This is a genomic window from Pararhizobium sp. PWRC1-1, from assembly GCF_049897905.1.
Lineage (GTDB): Bacteria > Pseudomonadota > Alphaproteobacteria > Rhizobiales > Rhizobiaceae > Pararhizobium.
Genome location: NZ_JAFCXE010000010.1, coordinates 151,493 through 169,153 on the forward strand (window position 1 = coordinate 151,493; position 17,661 = coordinate 169,153).

General features: G+C 58.9%; 15 protein-coding genes and 1 tRNA gene. 12 read left to right on the forward strand and 4 right to left on the reverse strand.

Features of this window, described 5'->3' with window-relative positions:
• Window positions 1-5: 5 nt before the first annotated feature.
• Window positions 6-878 (reverse strand): ATP-binding protein, encoded by an 873-nt coding sequence (locus tag ACP7E0_RS16975; RefSeq protein WP_426126216.1) that lies wholly within the window; start codon window positions 876-878, stop codon window positions 6-8.
• A 242-nt stretch (window positions 879-1,120) separates the two neighbouring features.
• Between ACP7E0_RS16975 and yajC the strand changes: the two genes are divergently transcribed.
• From yajC to ACP7E0_RS17000, 5 genes are all read left to right on the forward strand, one after another.
• On the forward strand, window positions 1,121-1,456 hold the full coding sequence (gene yajC, locus ACP7E0_RS16980; protein ID WP_113243607.1) for a preprotein translocase subunit YajC: 336 nt from the start codon (window positions 1,121-1,123) through the stop codon (window positions 1,454-1,456).
• Window positions 1,457-1,516: 60 nt separating this feature from the next.
• Complete coding sequence (gene secDF, locus ACP7E0_RS16985; protein WP_426126217.1) at window positions 1,517-4,075, forward strand: protein translocase subunit SecDF; 2,559 nt, start codon at window positions 1,517-1,519, stop codon at window positions 4,073-4,075.
• Between the two features lies 1 nt (window position 4,076).
• Entirely contained in the window at window positions 4,077-4,463 is a 387-nt protein-coding gene (locus tag ACP7E0_RS16990) for an Mth938-like domain-containing protein (RefSeq protein WP_426126218.1), read from the forward strand.
• 9 nt (window positions 4,464-4,472) lie between these two features.
• A complete protein-coding gene (locus ACP7E0_RS16995) occupies window positions 4,473-5,342 on the forward strand; it encodes a phytoene/squalene synthase family protein (protein ID WP_426126219.1) in 870 nt (289 codons plus the stop codon).
• A gap of 126 nt (window positions 5,343-5,468) precedes the next feature.
• Window positions 5,469-5,909, forward strand: a complete 441-nt coding sequence (locus ACP7E0_RS17000; protein ID WP_426126220.1) for a hypothetical protein — start codon at window positions 5,469-5,471, stop codon at window positions 5,907-5,909.
• A gap of 53 nt (window positions 5,910-5,962) precedes the next feature.
• On the opposite strand, the gene trmFO is transcribed toward ACP7E0_RS17000, so the two are convergent.
• Both trmFO and ACP7E0_RS17010 read right to left on the reverse strand, forming a co-directional pair.
• Window positions 5,963-7,375, reverse strand: coding sequence for a methylenetetrahydrofolate--tRNA-(uracil(54)-C(5))-methyltransferase (FADH(2)-oxidizing) TrmFO (trmFO, locus tag ACP7E0_RS17005; RefSeq protein WP_426126221.1), 1,413 nt, complete (start codon window positions 7,373-7,375; stop codon window positions 5,963-5,965).
• A 145-nt stretch (window positions 7,376-7,520) separates the two neighbouring features.
• On the reverse strand, window positions 7,521-7,664 hold the full coding sequence (locus ACP7E0_RS17010) for a DUF1127 domain-containing protein (RefSeq protein WP_081927849.1): 144 nt from the start codon (window positions 7,662-7,664) through the stop codon (window positions 7,521-7,523).
• 23 nt (window positions 7,665-7,687) lie between these two features.
• On the opposite strand from ACP7E0_RS17010, the gene ACP7E0_RS17015 reads away from it, so the two are divergent.
• A complete protein-coding gene (locus ACP7E0_RS17015; RefSeq protein ID WP_426126222.1) occupies window positions 7,688-7,846 on the forward strand; it encodes a hypothetical protein in 159 nt (52 codons plus the stop codon).
• 324 nt (window positions 7,847-8,170) lie between these two features.
• Here the strand turns inward: ACP7E0_RS17015 and ACP7E0_RS17020 are convergent, their stop codons facing one another.
• Window positions 8,171-8,314: a DUF1127 domain-containing protein gene (locus tag ACP7E0_RS17020; protein WP_018325257.1), complete on the reverse strand. Its 144-nt coding sequence runs from the start codon at window positions 8,312-8,314 to the stop codon at window positions 8,171-8,173.
• Window positions 8,315-9,410: 1,096 nt separating this feature from the next.
• On the opposite strand from ACP7E0_RS17020, the gene ACP7E0_RS17025 reads away from it, so the two are divergent.
• The 6 genes from ACP7E0_RS17025 to ACP7E0_RS17050 all read left to right on the forward strand — a co-directional run bounded on the left by ACP7E0_RS17025 (window position 9,411) and on the right by ACP7E0_RS17050 (window position 17,567).
• On the forward strand, window positions 9,411-10,523 hold the full coding sequence (locus tag ACP7E0_RS17025; RefSeq protein ID WP_426126223.1) for a DUF2157 domain-containing protein: 1,113 nt from the start codon (window positions 9,411-9,413) through the stop codon (window positions 10,521-10,523).
• A complete protein-coding gene (locus ACP7E0_RS17030) occupies window positions 10,520-11,101 on the forward strand; it encodes a GDYXXLXY domain-containing protein (protein ID WP_426126224.1) in 582 nt (193 codons plus the stop codon). The genes ACP7E0_RS17025 and ACP7E0_RS17030 overlap by 4 nt, the downstream gene beginning before the upstream one ends.
• A gap of 214 nt (window positions 11,102-11,315) precedes the next feature.
• A tRNA-Leu gene (locus ACP7E0_RS17035) sits at window positions 11,316-11,400 on the forward strand.
• A 172-nt stretch (window positions 11,401-11,572) separates the two neighbouring features.
• The gene (tig, locus tag ACP7E0_RS17040) at window positions 11,573-13,042 is read left to right on the forward strand and encodes a trigger factor (RefSeq protein WP_426126225.1); all 1,470 of its coding nucleotides are present in this window, start codon (window positions 11,573-11,575) and stop codon (window positions 13,040-13,042) included.
• A 298-nt stretch (window positions 13,043-13,340) separates the two neighbouring features.
• Window positions 13,341-14,423 (forward strand): efflux RND transporter periplasmic adaptor subunit, encoded by a 1,083-nt coding sequence (locus ACP7E0_RS17045; protein WP_426126226.1) that lies wholly within the window; start codon window positions 13,341-13,343, stop codon window positions 14,421-14,423.
• Window positions 14,424-14,426: 3 nt separating this feature from the next.
• On the forward strand, window positions 14,427-17,567 hold the full coding sequence (locus tag ACP7E0_RS17050) for an efflux RND transporter permease subunit (RefSeq protein WP_426126227.1): 3,141 nt from the start codon (window positions 14,427-14,429) through the stop codon (window positions 17,565-17,567).
• The last annotated feature ends 94 nt before the right edge of the window (window positions 17,568-17,661 follow it).

A 17,661-nucleotide genomic window follows, 5' to 3' on the forward strand; every position in this document is an offset into this window, starting at 1 on the left:
TGCGTTCAGACCAGATCGATTTTCTTCTGCGAGCGGCCGGCCAGATCCTGGATGAACTGCCAGGCGACACGGCCGGAGCGCGCGCCGCGCGTCGTGCTCCATTCCAGTGCGTCGGCGTGAAGCTGCTTGGGGTCGGCCTCTAAGCCGAAATGAGCGGCATAACCGTCGATCATCGCCAGATAGTCGTCCTGGCTGCATTTGTAGAACCCGAGCCAGAGCCCAAAGCGGTCGGACAGCGAGACCTTTTCTTCGACTGCCTCGGATGGATTGATCGCCGTCGATTGCTCGTTTTCCATCATATGTCGTGGCAACAGATGCCGGCGATTGGATGTTGCATAGAGCAGAACATTGGCCGGCCGGCCCTCAATGCCGCCGTCGAGCACGGCTTTCAGCGATTTGTAGGATGTATCGTCGTGATCGAAGGACAGGTCGTCGCAGAAGACGATGACCGGGACCGGCGCGGTCTTCAGGATTTCCATCAGGGTCGGCAGCGTAGCGATATCTTCGCGATGCACTTCCACCAGTTTCAGACGAACGCCTGCATCCGCAGCGACGCTGGCGTGAACCGCCTTGACCAGCGAGGACTTTCCCATGCCGCGCGCGCCCCAGAGCAGCACGTTGTTGGCCGGAAAACCTTGTGCGAACCGAAGCGTATTGTCGAACAGGATATCGCGGACATGATCAACGCTTTGGATCAGCTTGAGCTCGACACGGTTCGGCTTGGTCACCGGCTGGAGATGCAGGCGCTGGGGCGACCAGACGAAGCATTCAGCCGCATCCCAGTCGTTGACGGCAGGGGATGGACCGGCGATCCGCTCGATGGCAGCCGACAGCTTGCGCATTTCGGCAATCAGAAGGTCTATTTTTGTGTCCTGCATGAGAGCTTCCCCGCTGGTGACTAGGATTTTGGCTGTGGGGCCAACCTGTCCGGTAGCATGGCTGACCTAACGGTAAAAGGCGTGAAATCCGGTAGAAAGAGCTTCTCCTCGGGCCGATTTCATGTATGAGGCTGAAGGCAGAAGCCGGTTGGTCTGTTGTTGCATTGAAATCAGCCTTTCCTATATTCCGGCGATCCGAAACGCGGGCATCCGTCCGCCAAACTGCATTCAAGGAGTGATTGATGTTCATTACCGAGGCATTCGCCCAGACGGCACCCGGCGCAAGCGCCGGCGGCGCTGATATTCTCATGTCCATCCTGCCGTTCCTGCTGATCTTCGTCGTGATGTACTTCCTGATCATCCGTCCGCAGCGCGCCAACATGAAGCGCCGCGAGGAACTGCTGAAGAACATCCGCCGCGGCGATCAGGTCGTCACCGGTGGTGGAATTCTCGGCAAGGTGACGAAGGTCGTCGATGACAGTGAACTCGAAGTCGAAATAGCTGACGGCGTGAAGATTCGTGTGGTACGCAGTGGTGTATCCGAAGTCCGGGTGAAGGGCGAACCTGTCAAGGAATAAGCTTGCGGGGGAGGCCGGGCACACTGGTCACCTTGTAACGACATTACCTTTGAGAGCTTCATGCCGTATTTTTCCCGCTGGAAAACCATCATCGTTTGGCTCGTCGTGCTGTTCAGCATTCTGGTCGCCCTGCCGAACGCAGTTTCGACCGCCAAGCTGGATACGCTGCCGAACTGGCTTCCGAAGAAGCAGATGATGCTCGGCCTCGACCTTCAGGGCGGATCGCAGATCACGCTGAAGGTCGAACGGGAAGATGTCGTCAAGACCCGCCTTCAGGCTGTTATCAATGATGTCGGCACGCGCCTTCGCGCTGCCGGCATCGGTTATTCCGGACTGTCGGGAACCGGGCAGGCGATTCAGCTTCGTCTTCGCGACCCGGCCCAGGCCGATGCTGCGCGGGCGGCATTGAAGGCCCTGACCGATCTGGTCAAGGCCACCGGCCTGACGAAGACCGACTTCAGCGAAGTCACTGTCGAGAATTCTCCCGATGGAGCCTTTTCGATCGCTGTCACCGATGACGGCATCAATCACAGGATCTCTGCCACACTCGACAGCGCGATCACGGTTTTGCACCGGCGCCTGACGGAGCTCGGTTCCCTGCAGCCGAAGATCCGCAGGCAGGGTGGCGACCGGATCATCGTCCAGATTCCCGGGCGTTATGATCCCGAGCAGATCAAATATATCCTCGGTCAGGCCGGAATATTGTCGTTTCGCAGCATCGATATGTCGATGCCGGTCCAGGATGTGGTCAACGGCCAGCCGCCGGTCAGTTCGGAAGTTCTCTATTCGGCCGACGACCCGCCGATCGGCTACCTGCTGCGCCGCCAGCCCATCATCGACAACGGCGATATCATCGACGCCCAATCAGCGGTCAATGCCCAGTCCGGCAACCCCGTTGTCAACCTGCGGCTCGGAGCCGAAGGCACCACTCGGTTTGCGCAGGCGACTGCCGACAATTCCGGCACAACGGTCGCCATCGTTCTGGACGGCGCGGTGATTGCGACGCCCTTGGTGCGCAAGGCGATCACCGATGGTACAGTCCAGCTTGTCGCGGACATGAGCCCGGAAGGGGCGGACGATCTGGCACTGCTGTTGCGCGCCGGAGCCTTGCCGACGCCGCTCACCGTTGTCGAGGAACGTTCGATCGGAGCGGGACGCGGCGCCGATTCCATCCATTCGATTATCACGGCCGGCGCAATCGGCGCCGTGCTCGTCATCGCCTTCATGGTTGGTTTTTACGGGCTGTTCGGCGCGGTTGCGAGCCTCGCCGTCGCTCTCAACGTGGTGATGATCATTGCCGTTCTGACCGCCACGGGGTTGCCTTTGACGCTGCCTGGCATCGCCGGAATCGTACTGACCATCGGCATGGCGGTCGATTCGAACGTTCTGATCTATGAACGCATCCGCGAAGAGGTACGGCAGGGACGCTCTGTGCGTGACGCTCTGCAATATGGTTTCTCGCGCGCCTTTGCCGCCATCGTCGATGCCAACATCACCACGCTGATTGCCGCCATCATCCTGCTGTTCCTTGGAACGGGTTCGGTGCGCGGATTTGCCGTGACGCTTGCCATTGGTATCGTCACCACGCTGTTCACCGCCTTTACCCTGACGCGGGTCATGCTCGAAATCTGGGTCGATCGCCGCCGTCCGACGGCCCTGCCGGATGGTATTCGCACCGGAATATTCGATGGTGCCGCACTGCGGTTCATGGCGATCCGCAATTATGTCTTCTCGCTGACAGCGCTTTTGTCGGTCGTCAGCATGCTTTTGTTCGGCGCGCTCGGCATCAATCTCGGCATCGATTTTTCCGGCGGCTCGGTGATCGAGCTGAAGGCACGTGAGGGCAATGCAGATATCGAGGATATTCGCGGCCGCCTCTATGAACTGAACATTGGTGACGTCACGGTAAAACCGTTCGGCTCGCCACAGGATGTGGTGGTTCGGGTGCATTCGCGTGATGGCGGCGAGAATGCCGAGCAGACATCGGTGATCATGATCCGGGGCGAGCTTGAGGATCAATACGAGTTCCGCCGCGTCGAAGTCGTCGGACCGTCGGTTTCCGGCGACCTGACTACGGCGGCTACTATCGGCGTGCTGGCTTCGCTTCTGGCGATCCTGATCTATATCTGGGTCCGGTTCGAATGGCAGTTTGCTGCAGGCGCCATCGTCGCCACGCTGCATGACGTCCTTCTGACCATCGGTCTGTTTGTCGTGACCGGCATGGAGTTCAATCTGACAAGCATCGCAGCTCTGCTGACGATCGTCGGTTATTCGCTCAACGATACCGTTGTCGTCTATGACCGCGTTCGCGAAAATCTCAGGCGATATCCGCGCATGCCCTTGCCGATCCTGCTCGACACGTCGATCAACCAGACCTTGTCGCGCACCGTGCTCACCGGGGCCACGACGATGCTGGCGCTGGCAGCCTTGTGTCTGTTCGGCGGCGAGGCGATCCAGTCTTTTGCGTTCGTGATGCTGTTCGGTGTGGCTGTCGGCACGTTCTCGTCGATCTATGTTGCGGGTCCGGTTCTCATCCTGTTCAAGCTGCGGCACGGAACACCGGGTGATGCTGAAAAAACCGGCGGCATTGGTGTACAGCCGGCCCGGGGAGCGCAGTAACATGCGAAAACCCATCGAAATCCGTAAGGCCCATTTTCCGGGCCGGGCGCCGATCGACAGTTATGGCAATGGCGGTTTTCGGTTTGCCGAAATGTCCCATCGTGGCTCGCTACTGATGCTGCCCTCGGGAATCTACGGCTGGGACATGGTGGAAGGCGATCCGTTGACCGTTGAAAATTTTCAGCGGGTTTTCGAGGAAGCGGCTGATATAGAGGTTATTCTCGTGGGCACCGGCAAGGACATCAGGCCTTTGCCGGCTGCCTTGAAGGCGGCGTTCAAGGAACATGGGATTTCATCCGATCCGATGAGCACGGGTGCTGCCATCCGAACCTATAACATCATGCTTGCCGAAGAACGCGCCGTCGCCGCCGCCTTCATTGTCGTCTGAACGATGCACATGCCAGAAAATACTGCCCTTGTTCCGCAGCCCGTCTACGACTTCAGTCTCGCTGCATTGCGCGACAGCGACCGCGATCGCTATCTCGCCTGTCTCCTGTCGCCGCAGGACAAACGCGGTCCGCTTTCGGCGCTCTATGCTTTCCACGCGGAGATTGCCCGCGTGCGCGATCTCGTGCGTGAGCCGCTGCCCGGCGAAATCCGGCTGCAATGGTGGCGCGATGTGCTCGATGACCCAACCGGCGCGAGCGGTGAGGGCAACCCGCTGGCCGAGGCGCTGCTTGCCTGCGTGAAGAGCCACAATCTGCCAGTCCCGGTGCTGCAGAACATGATCGATGCCCGCATCTTCGATCTCTATGACGATCCGATGGAAAGCCGTGCGTCGCTCGAAGGCTATGCGGGCGAAACGGCATCGGCGCTCATTCAGCTGGCAAGTCTGATTCTCGATCCCGCACAGGCGCAGAACTCGGCGTCTGCGGCCGGTCATGCCGGCGTTGCCCAGGCGATTGCCGGCCTTCTTCTGCTTCTGCCACTGCATCGTCGGCGTGGCCAGGTCTACTTCCCGGCCGAATTGCTGGCCGCGACCGGGCTTGATCGCGACAGTTTCCTCTTAGGCGACAACGAACAGTCCGTCAGCCTGGCCATCCGCGCGTTTGCCGGTCTTGGCCGCGAGCACCTTGCCAAGGCCCGGGCGGCTGCCGGTACCATTTCGCCGGTTAATCGTTATGCGTTCACTGCATTGGCGCTGGCAGAGCCGGTTTTCGATCGTGCCGAGCGGGCTGGATCAAAATTGTTCGAACATTCGATCGTGCCGCCACAATGGCGCCGGCAATGGTGGATGTGGAAGGCGGCCCGCAGCGGCAGATGGTAAAACGCAGACGGCGTCTTTTATATTCGTCAATGCTGTTGCGCGATACCGGCGGGCACATTGGCGCAAGGTTCGCCTTTTAGGGTCGCACCGTGTTATTGTCATGAACTGTAAAAGGGAGTCGGCGCCATGGGTTGGCCGATTGTCATTATCTGCATCGTGCTCGCAGGTTTTTTTTACATGCGGATGAAGGCGCGTGCCGAAAGCGACCGGCGTGAGCCAGATGCCGGTGTGGCAATCCTCGATTTTGGACGGGCCTTTCCCGAAGAAGCGATCAGGGCCATTCACTCCACAGTGGATGAGAAAGCCTATTTCGTCCGCCTGCATGACGGAAAAGCCGGTTTCATGGCAGCTCATGGCACGCATTTCGTGTGCCATCTGATCGAAGCCGGCAAGGTGAATGTCGGCAATTCCGATAGCGGGCGTGGCCTGAAAGTGCACTTCAGCGAATTTTGCTACCTCGACGGTGTCTATGAGTTTGCAAGCCCGGAAATAGCAGCAGAGGTTTCTCTCTGGCTGCTCGGGAGTTTCAAGCCGCAGTCCGAATTTGCGGTTCTTCCGACGGATTAGAGCAATTCCAGCAAAAGTGCGTAGCGGTTGCGTCCGGAATTGCGTCAAACCTTCTAAACTGTCTTCAGCCAGGCTGCGCAATCGTCCAGCGCCCGCTGCGCCACCAGCTGCTTCTTCATCACGGTCTTGTCCTTGCCGCGAAAGCGCTTGACGCCTTCGGGCTTGACGATGGCGCCCGGCTCAAGCAGCGGGAACAGTCCGAAATTGATGTTCATCGGCTGGAACGAGCGTTTTCCCGGTTCGTCATCCGAAACGATATGGCCGCCCGTGATGTGGTTGAGCAGCGAGCCGAAGGCGGTGGTCTCCGGAGGAAGCGGCAGTGATTGGCCCTTGCGCTCTGCGGCAGCGAAACGGCCGGCGAGCAGGCCGATGCTGGCGCTTTCGACATACCCTTCGCAGCCGGTGATCTGGCCGGCGAATCGCAGGCCTGGCCGTGTCTTCAGCGTCAGCGATCTGTCGAGCAGCACTGGTGAATTGATATAGGTGTTGCGGTGCAGGCCGCCGAGGCGGGCGAATTCGGCTTTCTCAAGCCCGGGAATCATCCGGATCACTTCCGCCTGCGCGCCGTATTTCAGCTTCGTCTGGAAACCGACCATATTGTAGAGCGTGCCAAGCGCATTGTCTTGGCGAAGCTGCACGACGGCATAGGCCTTGACCGTGGGGTTATGGGCGTTGGTGAGGCCCATCGGCTTCATCGGGCCATGACGCAGGGTTTCGCGGCCGCGCTCGGCCATGACCTCGATCGGCAGGCAGCCATCGAAATAGGGCGTGCCTTCCCATTCCTTGAAACCGGTCTTGTCACCGGCGATCAGCGCATCGACGAAGGCATTGTACTGAGCCTCGTCCATCGGGCAGTTTATATAGTCCTTGCCCGTGCCGCCCGGTCCGACCTTGTCGTAGCGGGACTGGAACCAGCAGATATCCATATCGATGCTCTCGGTATGGATGATCGGGGCGATGGCATCAAAGAAGGCCAGCGCGTCGGCGCCGGTTTCCGTCTGGATCGCCGTTGCAAGCGAAGGCGCCGTCAACGGGCCGGTGGCGATAACAGCCAGATCCCATTCCTTCGGCGGCAAACCGCTGACTTCCTCGCGCACAACGGTAATCAGCGGATGACTATCGATCGCCGCTGTCACCGCATCGGAGAAGCCATCCCGATCAACAGCCAGCGCTCCACCTGCCGGAACCTGGTTCTTGTCGGCGCAGGACATGATCAGCGAACCGGCAAGCCGCATCTCTGCGTGCAGGACGCCGACGGCATTGCTGGTGGCGTCATCGGAGCGGAAGGAGTTGGAACAGACCAGTTCGGCAAGGCCGTCGGTCTTGTGGGCATCCGTGCCACGGACGCCGCGCATCTCGTGGAGAATAACCGGAATGCCTGCCTCGGCGATCTGCCAGGCGGCTTCGGAGCCTGCGAGGCCACCGCCGATAACGTGGATGGGGGAGTGTGGGGATGTATCTGTCATGCGCCGTTTATTAGAGCAAGGCGGGCAGGAAGGAAACCGGTTCCGTGCGGTTGATATCGACGCAAGCCCGGAATCAAAAACGGCACCGTGTGGTGCCGTTTTTAGTCACTCGACATTCCCGGCCCGGTCAACGGACTGGGTCCGATTAACGGAAGGAACGCGAAGCGATGTTGCGGATGTCGAAGCGGGTGATACCGATGTCCGTCAGGGCGTGGTTGGACAGGTTGCCAAGTTCAGCAACGGTACGGCGGTAGTTGATCCAGCTTTTTGCGATACGAATCGGGTTCATGATCTTTTCCTTGAGAGATATAAATGAGCAGTGCAGTGATTGCCTGCTTCGTTGACATCCTTGTACGCCTTTCGCGGGAAAAGATGGAGTGCAAAGAAAATGCATCTGCTATGCGTTTGTGCAATGCGATGCTGTTTCGCTGGGCATTTTTTTCGAATGATGAAAAAGAAGCCATAGGTTAACAGTGCTGTCCGTGAAGCCGGAATTCATTTAACCGTTTGTTTTTTAGGTGTGTTTTTTGTGGTGAAATTGTGTTGCGGAGTGGGTTGCTAGCCGGATTGCACGGCATGGCGTGCCGAGTATGCTGTTGCAACGAAAATAGGCAGTCGCTGATATGCTGCACTGCGTCGAAAGCTATGGTTGATCTCTGACTGGGGGCGGGATGGGCAGTCAGGCCGTCCAAACCCTGCGGGCAGAATCTGGACGAAAAAAAACGCCCGCCGGTTTGAGCCGGAGGGCGTTTGGTCGCTGCGCATCAGGCTGGAAGAACCAGCCGGTTGCGAGACTTACTTGACTGCCTGACGGGCAACGTACTGGATGTCGCCACGGCCGATGCCGAGATCGTTCAGTTCGCGGTCGGTCATGCGACCGAGTTCGTTGCAGGTCTGACGATACTTGCGCCAATTGTTGAATGAGCGAGCGATATTCATGATGCTGGTCCTTTCTAGGTTTGCCAGCACCGTGCTGGCCCTCATCTGATGGTTGGAATATAGGCCGTTCCACCCCGAAATTACAGAGACAATGCTGCATCGCACCCATGCGCTTCTTGCAAGCCTCTATCTGCTCAGTGGCCACAACTTGACCAAATTCTATGCGCGTACGTGATCGCTAAAGAATGAGGCGTTGATGCCGTGGGGGTGGTGAACAAAAAACAACGCCCGTCAGGGGAGGAGGTCCGACGGGCGTTGCTTGTTCTGATCGACAACTGGGAGGAGGAGTGTTGCCGATCCCATCAGGGCGCGCTGGGAGGAGGGGTGCGCTGCCCTGAAGCTGTATTTAAGATAATTGTCGCCGGCGAGAATGTGTAGAGACAATGCCGAATGGCACCCATGTGGAGCGCGCATAGCTGGCGAGATTTTATAGCGCTGGCCTGGTCAAATTTTCAGCAACTGCGCGCCCGGCGCAGAACAAAGCCCGGAAAATAAAGGTTTTGTGATGAGGCTGAAACGAATAACGCCCGCTGGGGGAGGAGATCCAGCGGGCGTCATTTAAGGGGATGAGCAACTGGGAGGAGGAGTGTTGCCCATCGGATCGGAATGGCGCTGGGAGGAGGAATGCGCCAGTCCGAATTCTATAAAGCGAACCTTTCAGTTTGCTGGCCTTTTCCACTTTTGAGCGGAAGCGGCTGGCCTTGCCGCTGACGGCCCCGATCGCTTTCGCTGATCTCGTGCCGTCTTCTTGAATTCAAGATAGTTGCGGAGGCGTCATTTGTGCAGTGCAATATTCTCATGGATGATATGCAGCTTGCGCATGGCCTTGGTGGTTTCACCTCGAATGCTTCAAAGACATCATGATCGCATGCAAACCTTCATGCTTCGTTAACGATGATCCGGCCTCCGAAATTCGGTCAGTCAACCGTGTCGGCGCGTTGCTGAAAATGATGAGGCGAAGTGCGGAGTGCGGTGGTGTTTGATTCGAAAGGAATTTACCCGTCTGCGATTGGTCCTGCACGAGCGCTGCTGATCTAGGAATTGTTGATTCCTATGATATGTGTTGCCCAACACGCGCATGCAGGGGGATCGGTCGATGTACCGGGGACGGATCGAAAAAGACTTCAACACCTGGGTTTCCAAGGGGATGCTGGACCCCGCAGCCGCAAAGGCAATGCTGGCCGAATATGATGCCCGCGAAACCGTTTTCAGCGCGGGCAGGGTTCTTCTGGTTCTGGCTGCTATCTTGCTATCGGCTGCTATCCTGCTGCTGGTTGCCGCCAACTGGGAAGCGATCCCACGCCTCCTGCGCGTCGCCGGTATCGTTGGCCTCATCTGGGTCTTTTATCTGGCAGGTGCCGCCTGCCTGGGCCGTGGGTTTAAGGCAATGGGTGCCGCATTGCTGGTGCTTGCGACCATGACCTTCGGGGGTGCGATCGCGCTGGTCGGGCAAATGTACCACCTGTCAGGCGATGCGACGGATGCGCTGCTCGTCTGGTTCGCGGCAGCCTGCGTCGCGGCAATAACTTTTCGCTCCGCCGCGCTTGCGGTGCTCTGCGGTTTCCTGGCCTGGGCGGTGTTCGGCGAATTGGTGGTCGATAACGATGCGTCCTTCGAAGGGAACGGTTATATCTACCTCGTGCCGCTGCTGATCGTCGTTGTCATCGCATTGGTTCGCTACACCAATGCCGGCATTGCCCGGCATCTTGCATACCTTCTCGCCTTGGCCTGGCTCGGATGGTTTTACATCGAGCTGCCGGAGGTTTGGGTTGCTGGTCTTCTGTTCGGGGCCGGCCTGGTGGCGTTCCTGGTGGCGAGCCTTCCCCTGTCGCCGCTCTATCGTTTTGCCCGCGATGCCGGAGCCGCACCGGCGTTCTATAGCTTTGCGCTGGCCGTGATGGGGCTGGCCGCCTTGCATACGGAAGTCGATGGTCTTGGGCAGGAGATCGCGATTGGAGCAACGACGCTTGCAGTGGCACTTGGCGGTATTGCCATCGCCGGCCGGCTGAATGGCGCTGTCCGATTTCTTGGTTATGCAGTGTTTGCGGCCGAGACCCTTTATCTGGCGTCCGAGACGTTGGGCAGCATTCTTGGTACATCCGGCTTTTTCCTGATTGCCGGTGTCGTCGTCGCCCTGATCGCCTGGCTGGTCATTCGGCTGGAAAAGCGGCTTTCATCCAAAACCACAGTGGAAGGGAGCGCGGCATGAGCAGCAATCCGTTGATGAGGCCGTTATTCGCTGCGATCCTGGTGGCTTTGCTGCAGACTGCCTTCCTTGGCTACATGATCGAGAGCCGCGCATCGATCCTGCGCAACGGTGTCGATGTGGTGCTGAAGACAGTTCCCGTCGATCCGCGCGACTTGCTGCGCGGCGACTATGTCATTTTATCCTACGATATCTCGACCATTCCGGCCGACAAGGTGACCGGCGGCTTTCCCACCGAGGCAACCGACGCGCAGCTCTCCGTGCGCCTGGAAACGCAACCGGACGGTTTTTGGGGTGTTGCGGAAGCGTCCTTCAGCAGCCTTGCGCCAAAGGAGGGCAGCGTCATTGCCCGCAGCGCGCCATTCTATTTTTACCCCACGCCGGATAGCCCGCAGGCTTCGCTGAATGTCGATTACGGTATCGAGCGCTATTATGTGCCGGAAGGTGAGGGCAAGGTTCTGGAGGAAGCGCGCAATGCCAGCGCCCTGTCGGTGACCGCTCGGGTCGATGACGGCGGCCGGATGCAGATCCGTCTGATCGCGATCGATGGCAAGCCGCTCTATGAGGAGCCACTTTATTGAGGGTTGGATTCGGTTTCTTGGCCGGCAGGTGACAGGAACACGACAAAAGCCGCATTTTTCCACTCAACCCTATTTTTCCTTTGATCCCTTGGAAACGGGTGATATAGAGACGCCGCGCTCGGGAACGCCCTGAACCCGGTGCAGGTCTGTTGCAGGCGTTGTCGCCTAAGACTTTTCTGTGCCGACGTGAGCAGGCGCTGCGGTTTTTCTGAACGCGGGTATGGTGAAATTGGTAGACACGCCAGATTTAGGTTCTGGTGCTGTAAGGCGTGGGAGTTCAAGTCTCTCTACCCGCACCAGAATAAAAGGACGTCCAGGGCTTGCCTTGGCGTCGATCGAGAGGACGGCGCCATTTTGCTTGCAAAACGGTGACTGATTTGCGTAAAGCCACTCCCGGCAAATGGATCGGCTCAAGTGCTCGTGTACAAGAACACCGACAGAGCCCTGTCAACGTGAAATAAAGGTTTGAACATGCAGGTTATCGAAACGCTCGCTGAAGGGCTGAAGCGCGAACTCAAGGTCGTTATCCCGGCCAAGGACATGGAAGCTCGTATGAACGAGCGTCTCGCCGAAACCAAGGACAAGGTCCGCATCAACGGTTTCCGTCCGGGCAAGGTGCCTTTCGCCCATCTGAAGAAGATGTACGGCAAGTCGATCATGGCTGAGCTCGTCAACGAGCTCGTTCGCGAAAAGCCGACTGAAATCCTGTCTGAGCGCGGCGAAAAGTCTGCGACGCAGCCGGAAATCGCGATGACCGAGAACGAAGCCGAAGCGGACAAGATCCTCAGCGCTGAAGCCGATTTCGAATTCACGCTGGCTTACGAAATCATCCCGGCGATCGAACTCAAGGACGTCAGCGGCATCAAGGTGACCCGCGAAGTCGTTGATATCGACGAAGCCGAAGTGACCGAGCAGATCCTCAAGATCGCTGAAAATGCCCGCACGTATGAAACCAAGAAGGGCAAGGCCGCCAACGGCGACCGCGTCACTATCGATTACCTCGGCAAGGTCGACGGCGAAGCCTTCGACGGCGGCAAGGACGAAGATGCTGAGCTGGTTCTCGGCTCCAACCGTTTCATCCCGGGCTTTGAAGAACAGCTCGTTGGCCTGAAGGCTGGCGACGAGAAGGTCATCAATGTGACCTTCCCGGCTGAATACCCGGCTGCAAACCTTGCTGGCAAGGAAGCCACCTTCGACATCACCGTCAAGGACGTTGCTGCCGCTGCTGAAGTCGAAATCAACGATGACCTCGCAACCAAGCTCGGCCTCGAATCGGCGGACAAGCTGAAGGAAGTCGTTCGCGGCCAGATCGAAAGCCAGTACGGTTCGATGACCCGTCAGAAGGTCAAGCGTCAGATCCTCGACCAGTTGGACGAACTCTACCAATTCGACACGCCGCAGCGCCTCGTTGACGCCGAATTCGACAATATCTGGCGTCAGATCAACACCGACCTGGAACAGGCCGGCAAGACCTTCGCCGACGAAGACACGACGGAAGAAGAAGCCCGCGGCGAGTACCGCAAGCTGGCTGAACGCCGCGTCCGCCTCGGCCTCGTCCTCTCGGAAATCGGCGAAAAGGCCGGTGTAACGGTAACCGACGAAGAAATGCAGCGTTCGCTGTTCGAACAGCTTCGCCAGTTCCCGGGCCAGGAAAAGCAGATCATCGACTACTTCCAGAAGACCCCGGGTGCTGCTGCCTCGCTGCGCGCCCCGATCTTCGAAGAAAAGGTCGTCGATCACCTGCTCTCCGAAGTGAAGGTCACCGACAAGACCGTCAGCAAGGAAGAACTGATGGCCGACGACGAGGAAGGCGCTTCGGACACGAAGAAGGCCCCGAAGAAGAAGGCTGCCAAGGCTGACGCCGCGGAAGGCGAAGAAGCCACGGCACCGAAGAAGAAGGCTCCAGCCAAGAAAAAGGCTGCTGACGACAGCGCCGAATAAGTTCACGCATCGTTGCATGATTTTGGAAAAGCCGTCCCGCAAGGGGCGGCTTTTTCTGTTTGCGGGGCCGAAACATTGTTTGGATGTTTCGCCCTTATTTGTCCTTAAGGTTCAGCGTTTTGTCCTTGATTGGGACAGTCCGGAAAGCGAAAACGTCAAGGATGTCCGTAGATTGACACTTGCCATCGGACGGAGGAAGGTGAGGGCAGTTACCGGACGCGATTGAGGGGGATATTCAATGGCAGGTTGCGCCTATCGATCATTGGCGGCTACAGCGATGGTCATCTCGGTGATTGCGATGAGCAGCAGCGCCGTGGCTCAGGAGGCCGCCAAGCCCGCTGCTGCGCCCTCCGTTTCTGTCATCCAGGTCGTTGAGAAGGATATCCGGCCATCGATTTCCTTCACCGGCCGCGTCGAGGCCGTGGACAAGGTCGAGTTGCGGGCGCGTGTCGATGGTTTCCTTGAAAAGCGGCTCTTCACCGAAGGTCAGGATGTCAAGCAAGGCGATCTGCTCTTTGTCATGGAGAAGGGACAATACGAGGCTGCGGTTGTCCAGGCTCAAGGTGCGATCGAGTCGGCTGAGGCCGGACTGGCATTGGCGAATATCGAGGTCCAGCGGCAGACAACGCTTGTTGCCAAGAATGCCGCAGCGCAAAACCAGCTGGATTTGGCCATTGCCAAGCAGAATGAAGCCAAAGGCAGTCTCACGCAATTGAACGCCGCGCTGGATAAAGCCAAGCTTGATCTCGGCTATACCGAAATTCGCGCGCCGATTGCCGGACGCATCGGCCGTTCGGCCTATTCCGTCGGAAACTTCATCGGCCCCTCAAGCAATGTTCTGGCGACGACTGTCAGCCAGGATCCGATCTATGTGAGCTTTTCGGTGTCCCAGCGCGAAATTCTGGACATTCGGGCCAAGCTGGCCGGCAAGGGAACGTTGGGCAGCACCGTCGAAGCGGCAGTCGTCTATGTCGAGTTGGCAGATGGCAAGCGCTATGCGGAGCCCGGCAAAGTCAATTTTGTTGATGTGACTGTGGATCAGGGCACCGACACCGTCCCGGTTCGCGCGACATTTCCCAATCCGAACCGGATCCTGATCGATGGCCAGCTCGTCACTGTCACCGTCGAAGGCGGCACCGCGCAAAAATTGCTGGTCGTGCCGCAGGCGGCCATCCAGATCGACCAGTCCGGACCGTTTGCGCTGGTCGTCAACAGCGAGAACAAGATCGAGGTTCGCCGCATCGAGCCGGGCCAGACGGAGGGCAGTGAGCTGTCCGTCCTCAAGGGGCTTTCCACCGGTGACAGGATCGTGACCGAGGGCATACAACAGGTTCGCCCCGGGCAAGTTGTCGAGCCACTCGAAGTCAAGTCAGGGTCCTGAGCCATGCTGTCTGGGGTTTTCATCGATCGGCCACGGCTTGCGGTCGTCATCTCGCTCGTCATCACCATTGCAGGTCTTGTCGCGCTGAGCGTCATACCGATTGCCCAGTTTCCCGACATCGTGCCACCGCAGGTATCGGTGACAGTCAGCTATCCCGGCGCCAGCGCTGAAATCGTTCAGCAATCGGTCGCCCAGCCGATCGAATCCCGCGTCGTCGGCGTCGACAACATGATCTACATGAAGTCGACCAGCGGCAATGATGGCAGCTATACGCTGACCGTCAGCTTTGCCGTTGGAACCGACCCCGATATCAATGCTGTCAACGTGCAGAACCGCGTCAACCTCGCGGAAGCACAGCTGCCGCAGGAGGCGCGGGCGCAGGGGATCAGCGTCAAGAAGAAATCATCGGCACTGATGCAATTGATTGCGCTTACGTCGAAGGACGGCAAGCAGGACCAGCTCTTCCTCTCGAACTACGCGACCATCAACATCATTGACGGCTTGAAACGGATCAGCGGCGTCGGCGACGTCTCGCTGCTGACGCCGTCCGATTACAGCATGCGCATCTGGGTGACACCGGAGCGGCTGACCAGTTTCGGCATGACGCCAAATGACATTGTCGATGCGCTGAAGCGGCAGAACGTTCAGGCGGCCATCGGCCGTATCGGTGCCCAGCCGGCGCTGCCGGACCAGCAGTTTCAGCTGACCATTCAGACAAAGGGGCGCCTCAGCACAGTCGAGGAATTCGGCAGCATCGTGCTACGGGCGCAGCCGGACGGATCGTTCGTGCGCATCCGCGATGTCGCGCGTGTCGAGTTGACCTCGAAGACCGCGGAACAGATCGGCCGGCAGGACGGTACGCCAGCGGCGGTGCTTGGCATCTACCAGTCGCCCGGTGGCAATGCGATCGCTACGGCCGAGGCCATCGGCCAGCTGCTGGAAAAGCTCAAGCCGTCGTTTCCGGATGGCGTCGAATACAAGGTGACCTACGACACGACGAAGTTCGTCGATGAGAGTATTCATGAAGTCATCAAGACCCTGATCGAGGCCTTCATCCTCGTCGTCATCGTCGTCTATTTGTTTCTCGGCAGCGTACGGGCGACGCTCATACCGCTGATCGCCGTGCCGGTGTCGCTGATCGGCACATTTGCGGTAATGATGGCGTTCGGCTTTTCGGCCAATACGGTCTCGTTGCTGGCGCTTGTGCTGGCCATCGGCATCGTCGTCGATGACGCGATCGTCGTGGTCGAAGCCGTCGAGGCCCAGCTGGAAAAGGACCCGAGCATCACGCCGGCGCAAGCCGCGCGGCTTGCCATGGGCGAGATCACCGCGCCGATTATCGCCATCACGCTGGTTCTGCTGTCGGTGTTCATTCCGGTGGCGTTCATTCCGGGCATTTCCGGCGAACTCTTCCGGCAGTTTGCCGTTGCCGTTTCTGTGTCGATGGTGATTTCGGCCATCAACGCGCTGTCGCTGTCGCCGGCTCTCTGCGCTGTGCTTCTAAAAGCCCATCATGGTCCGAAACGTGGCCCGATCCGCTATGTGCTGACGGGGATCGACTATGCCCGCGATGGTTATGCGTCGCTGGTGCGGCGGTTCGTCCGCTTCGCCGTCTTGGGGTTGGTGCTGTTGGTGGGACTGATCGCCGGTACAGGCTGGCTGATCAAGTCAACACCGACGGGCTTCCTGCCGTCGGAGGATCAGGGCGCCATCTTCGGCGAAATCGTCCTGCCGGATGGTGCTTCGGTCAACCGCACCAACGAGGTTGCCAAGCGGGTCGAGGACATGATCCGCAAGACCGGTGGTGTTGACGGCGTCATGTCGGTTGTCGGTTACAGTCTGCTCGACGGCCAGGTGAAGTCGAACTCGGGATTGCTGGTGATCACGCTGAAGCCGTTTGCCGACCGCACGACGGCGGAACTGTCCGTCAACGGCCTGCTTGCCAAGCTCAGCGCCGAACTGCAGGCGATCAAGGACGCCAATGTCATCGTCTACAATCTGCCGCCGATCATTGGTCTCGGCACGGGTAGCGGCTTCGAATATCAGCTATTGAGCCTCACCGGCGGCAGCGCCAGCGAGATTGCCCAGACGGCACGTGGGCTGGTTTTTGCGGCCAACCAGGATCCGGCGCTGAGCAAGGTGTTCACCACCTATGCCGCCAACACGCCGCAGCTCTATCTCGATATAGACCGGCAGAAAGTCCAGACGCTTGGCATTGAGGTCTCGGATGTCTTCAACGTGCTGCAATCGGTGCTGGGCAGTGCCTATGCCAATGATTTTAACCTGTTTGGCCGCACATGGCAGGTCACGGTTCAAGGGGATGCATCGGAGCGCTCGAAGGTCGATGACATCTACCGGATCAACGTGCGCAACAATAAGGGCCAGATGGTGCCGATCCGGGCGTTTGCGCAGGCGCGCCTGATCCTCGGGCCGCAGTTGATCGTCCGCTACAACAACTATGCCAGTGCGACGATCAATGGAGGGCCGGCAGCGGGACGGAGTTCCGGCGAAGCGATCGCCGCCATGCAGGCTGTGTCGGCCAAGACGCTCCCGGCCGGTTACAGCTATGAATGGACCGGCACGGCGCTGCAGGAAATCGAGGCGAGCGGCAAGACGACGATGATCCTCGGGCTCGCAGTGCTCTTCGCCTATCTGTTCCTCGTCGGTCTTTACGAAAGCTGGACGATCCCGATTGCCGTGCTTTTGTCGGTGACGGCCGGTATCGCCGGATCGATGCTGGCGTTGAAGGTGGCGGGTCTCGACAACAACCTCTATGCCCAGATCGGTCTCGTGGTGCTGATCGCCCTGGCTGCGAAGAACGGTATTCTCATCGTCGAGTTTGCCATGGAGCGGCGAAAGCAAGGATTGGGCATTGCGGACGCGGCCGTCGAGGGCGCCCGCGAACGGTTCCGCGCCGTGATGATGACCAGCTTCGCGTTTATCGCGGGCTTGGTGCCGTTGGTCATTGCCCAAGGTGCGGGCATGCTCAGCCGCCGCGGCGTCGGCACCGCTGTCTTCGGCGGCATGCTGGGAGCAGCACTGGTCGGCATCTTCTTGATCCCGATGCTCTATGTGAATTTCCAGTGGCTGCGGGAAAGGGCAAAGACGATCGGGCGGAAGACGGAAAGTCAGCCGGCAGAATAGGCTGCGAAACCTAGGGCAAAAAAACCGCCCGGTGCGGCGGTTTTTCGCCGCGTCTGCGGCGGCATCCGGAAGCTGGCCGAGGCCGCAAGAGTCA